The organism is Rhodanobacter sp. FW104-R8, assembly GCF_001617365.1.
Lineage (GTDB): Bacteria > Pseudomonadota > Gammaproteobacteria > Xanthomonadales > Rhodanobacteraceae > Rhodanobacter.
The window spans coordinates 1-3,858 of record NZ_LVJR01000060.1; the positions used below are offsets into that span (position 1 = coordinate 1).

General features: G+C 70.3%; 6 protein-coding genes. 4 read left to right on the forward strand and 2 right to left on the reverse strand.

Features of this window, described 5'->3' with window-relative positions:
- On the reverse strand, positions 1-119 hold a 119-nt coding region (gene rpmF, locus RHOFW104R8_RS11040), incomplete at its 3' end, for a 50S ribosomal protein L32 (RefSeq protein WP_082823600.1).
- Between the two features lie 69 nt (positions 120-188).
- Entirely contained in the window at positions 189-701 is a 513-nt protein-coding gene (locus RHOFW104R8_RS11045; protein ID WP_082823601.1) for a YceD family protein, read from the reverse strand.
- A 146-nt stretch (positions 702-847) separates the two neighbouring features.
- Here RHOFW104R8_RS11045 and RHOFW104R8_RS11050 point away from each other — a divergent pair, with 146 nt between their 5' ends.
- Genes RHOFW104R8_RS11050 through RHOFW104R8_RS11065 form a run of 4 tightly spaced genes read left to right on the forward strand, consistent with a single transcriptional unit; the run spans position 848 to position 3,846 of the window.
- Positions 848-1,303 carry a hypothetical protein gene (locus RHOFW104R8_RS11050; RefSeq protein WP_068091094.1) on the forward strand — a complete coding sequence of 152 codons (456 nt, stop codon included), beginning with the start codon at positions 848-850 and terminating at the stop codon, positions 1,301-1,303.
- The gene (locus RHOFW104R8_RS11055) at positions 1,300-1,896 is read left to right on the forward strand and encodes a nucleoside triphosphate pyrophosphatase (RefSeq protein ID WP_068091097.1); all 597 of its coding nucleotides are present in this window, start codon (positions 1,300-1,302) and stop codon (positions 1,894-1,896) included. The genes RHOFW104R8_RS11050 and RHOFW104R8_RS11055 overlap by 4 nt, the downstream gene beginning before the upstream one ends.
- Before the next feature lie 55 nt (positions 1,897-1,951).
- On the forward strand, positions 1,952-2,893 hold the full coding sequence (locus RHOFW104R8_RS11060) for a MoxR family ATPase (protein WP_068091104.1): 942 nt from the start codon (positions 1,952-1,954) through the stop codon (positions 2,891-2,893).
- Entirely contained in the window at positions 2,893-3,846 is a 954-nt protein-coding gene (locus RHOFW104R8_RS11065) for a DUF58 domain-containing protein (RefSeq protein ID WP_068091107.1), read from the forward strand. Before RHOFW104R8_RS11060 ends, RHOFW104R8_RS11065 begins: the two co-directional genes overlap by 1 nt.
- Positions 3,847-3,858: the final 12 nt, after the last annotated feature.

Genomic DNA, 3,858 nt, shown 5'->3' on the forward strand with positions numbered 1-3,858 from the left:
TGGCGCAGGTGCACTTCGCCACTGGTCGGATCGGTGGACAGCTGCACGGTCTTCAACGCGTCGTGCGCACGACGCATGCCGCGGGTGGACGGGGTACGGCGGCTCTTGGCAACTGCCATGGTAGTTCTCCAGCTGAAACTTGATGATCTGTTGCGACATGACCCGGATCGGACGACCCGGGTCGGTGGTTACTTCTTCAGTTCGCGCAACACCGCGAACGGATTCTCGGAACGCCCCTCGCCGGCAGGATCCGGGTCTTGGCCTGTTACTTCGTCGGGCAGGCTGGCGTCCGGGTTGACCGGAACCAGCGGCAGCGCCAACAGCAATTCGTCTTCCATCACGTCCGCCGGATTCAACCGGCCATCCTCGGCCACCAGCAGCGGTTCGCAATCCGGCGGCAGACCGGCCTCGTCGCGCTCCTGCCTGATCAGGCCTAGCCGGGTATCCACCGCGATCGGCAGCACGAACGGCTCCAGCGTACGCTGGCAAATCAGCGGCAACGACGCCCGAACCCGCACGTCGACGTAGCTGATCCCCAGCTCGTCGCGCCCGAAATCCAGTTCGAACTGCAGCTCGCCATCGGTACTCGCCAACACCTCGCTCAGGCGAGACAAGGCCGCGATGGGCAGCGTTCCCTCGAACGAACGCCGCGCCGAGACCATGCGCCAAGCGTCCACGGACTCTGGCAGTGTCACGGACATAGTCTCGGAATGTTAAGTTCGGCTGCACCTGAAGTCAACTGGCGAGACACCCGCGCGCCGGGAGTCGGCCCTGCAGGACATCCGATTTTGCCTGATCCGCCCCCGATGCGGCAGACTGGATTTCCTTCCCGCCCGAGCCATCGCCCTTGGACCTTTACCTGACGCTCGGCACCGCCGTGTTGCTGGTGCTGCTGATTGCCCTTGCCGGCGGCAGCCTGGTGTGGCGGCGACGCCAGGCCCGGCGCAGCGGCAGCCTCAGGACCCTGCTCGACCTGGCCGACCGGCTGGAAACCGATCTCAAGACCTGCCGCAGCGGCCTGCAGCAGGCACATGCGGTGATGTCGCTCAATCCCGACCTGCCCGCCGCCAGTGAACAGGATGCGCAGCATGCGATCGACGCCGGCCTGCGCGCGCTGCTGCAGCAGCGCCTGTGGATCCGCGACCGCTCGCCGCACGCCAGCCAGCACGAGCTGGACGCCGCCGCCGCGTCGATGCGCGGCACCCGCGACCGCCTGCAACCGCTGCTGCAGGCGCTCAGCCAGGCCCAGACCGACCTGAACAGCGCGATGCGCGAGCATATCCGGCGCGACTCAGACACATGACGGCGAACCCACCCGCACCCCGCATCGTGCTGGGATCGACCTCGCGCTACCGCGCCGAACTGCTGCGCCGGCTGCTCGCGGACTTCGCGCAGGCCGCGCCCGGCACCGACGAAACCCCATGGCCGGGCGAGGCGCCCGCGGCACGCGCCCTGCGCCTGGCGATCGCCAAGGCCGAGGCGGTCGCACGGGAATATCGGAACGCGCTGGTGATCGGCTCCGACCAGGTCGCCGAGATCGACGGGCTGGTTCTCGACAAGCCCGGCAGCACCGAGCGTGCCCGCGCCCAGCTCGCCGCCAGCTCCGGCCGCGACGTGCACTTCCACACCGCGCTGTGCCTGCTCGACAGCCGCGATGGCCGCCGGTGCACCCACGTCGACCACACCCGGGTACGCTTCCGCGAGCTGGATGCGGCGGAAATCGACCGTTACGTGGAACGCGAACAGCCGCTGGACTGCGCCGGCAGCTTCAAGTGCGAAGGCCTCGGCATCAGCCTGTTCGAGTCGATCGACAACCGCGACCCCAGCGCGCTGATCGGCCTGCCGCTGATCGCGCTGGCGCGGATGCTGCGCGAGGCAGGCATCGAGCTGCCCTGAGCGGCGGCTACACTGCTGCTCTCCCTGCCATCCGCCATCGAACGACCGGATCCCCATGTCAGCGTTGACCCAGCCCCACGACGCACCTCTGCAGCAGCGACTGGAAGCCGCGATGGCCCAGGTCAACCGCGTGCTGCTGGGCAAACCGCGCCAGGTGAAGCTCGCCTTCACCTGCCTGATCGCCGGCGGCCACCTGCTGCTGGAAGACGTGCCCGGCGTGGGCAAGACCACCCTGGCGCACGCGCTGGCCGCCACCTTCGCGCTGGAGTTCCAGCGCGTGCAGTTCACCAGCGACCTGCTGCCGTCGGACATCATCGGCGTCAGCGTGTACGAACGCGAGACCGGCCAGTTCCGCTTCCACCCCGGCCCGATCTTCACCGGGCTGCTGCTGGCCGACGAGATCAACCGCGCCAGCCCGAAGACGCAGAGCGCGCTGCTGGAAGCGATGGCCGAGAGCCAGGTCACCGTGGACGGCCAGACCCATGCGCTGGCGCAGCCGTTCTTCGTGGTCGCCACGCAGAACCCGCTGGATCTCAACGGCACCTTCCCGCTGCCCGACTCGCAGCTCGACCGCTTCATGCTGCGGCTGTCGCTGGACTACCCGGACGCCGCCGCCGAACGCGCCCTGCTCACCGGCTCGGACCGGCGCGACCTGCTGGCCCAGCTCGTCCCGCAACTCGATGGCAGCGCCCTGCTCGCGCTGCAGCGGCAAGCGCAGGCGATCACCGCCAGCAGCGCCCTGCTCGACTACCTGCAGGCGCTGCTCGCCGCCAGCCGCCGGCATGCCGACATCCGCGTGGGCCTGTCGCCGCGCGCCGGCCTGGCATTGCTCGGCGCCGCGCGCGCCTGGGCCCTGCTCAGCGGCCGCGGCCATGTGCTGCCGGAAGACATCCAGGCGCTGTTCGTGCCGCTGGCCGCGCATCGCCTGCTGCCGGTGCGCGGCGCCAACGGCGACACGCTGGCGCGGCTGCTGCTGGCCGAGGTGGCGGTGGATTGATGCGCGGCCTGCTGCAGCGCCTGTTGCGACGGGCCGAGCGCCGGCTGCCCGCGCTCACCCGCTACCGTCGTCCCGAGAGCCTGCCGATCGAACTGCACCGGCGCCGCATCTACATCGTGCCGACCGGCTTCGGCCTCGGCTTTTCCGTGCTGCTGCTGGTGATGCTGGTCGGTGCGCTGAATTACGCGAACAACGCCGGCCTGCTGCTCACCTGCCTACTCGGCGCGGCCAGCGCGGCCAGCATGCTGGTGGCGTTCCGCAGCCTCGACGGCCTGCGCCTGGCCCACATCCGTGCCGGCCACGCGGTCGCCGGCCAGCCGCTCGAACTCGCCCTGGCGTTCGATTCCGGCCGCCCGCGCAACGCCATCCGGATCGACCTGGGCGACAGCACGACCGCCTTCGCGCTCGACGGCCAGGCCGCCGCCCAGGTGAAGCTGGCGCTGCCTACCGCGCAGCGCGGCTGGCAAGCGCTGCCACGGCTGCGCGTGTGGAGCAGCTGGCCGCTGGGGCTGTTCCGTGCATGGAGCTGGCTGCATCCGGAACAGTCGGTGCTGGTGTGGCCGCGGCCGGAAGTGGCCGGGCCGCCACCCCGCGCGCCGGCCGAGGACGCCAGCCACATGCGCCTGCACCGCGGCGACGAACTGGCCGCACTGCGCGATTACCGCGCCGGCGATCCGCAGCGGCACATCGCCTGGAAGGCCAGCGCCCGCCACGCCAACCTGCTGGTGAAGGATTTCGAGCAGCCGCAAAGCCAGCCGCAATGGCAACTGGACTGGCGCCAGCTCGGCGGGCTGGACAACGAGGCGCGCATCGCCCGCCTGGCACGCTGGGTGAACGAGGCACAGGCCCGGCGCGGCCACTACAGCCTGTGGCTGCCCGGCAACGAGATCGCCAGCGGCAGCGGGCCGCTGCACTATGCGCGCTGCATGAACGCGCTGGCGCAACTGCCATGACGCCGGCGGCAC

Excerpts from the sequence above, each read along its gene's own strand:
- RHOFW104R8_RS11055 (WP_068091097.1), top strand. The coding sequence starts at position 1,300 with ATGACGGCGAACCCACCCGCACCCCGCATCGTGCTGGGATCGACCTCG.
- RHOFW104R8_RS11045 (WP_082823601.1), bottom strand. The coding sequence starts at position 701 with ATGTCCGTGACACTGCCAGAGTCCGTGGACGCTTGGCGCATGGTCTCG.
- RHOFW104R8_RS11065 (WP_068091107.1), top strand. The coding sequence starts at position 2,893 with ATGCGCGGCCTGCTGCAGCGCCTGTTGCGACGGGCCGAGCGCCGGCTG.
- RHOFW104R8_RS11060 (WP_068091104.1), top strand. The coding sequence starts at position 1,952 with ATGTCAGCGTTGACCCAGCCCCACGACGCACCTCTGCAGCAGCGACTG.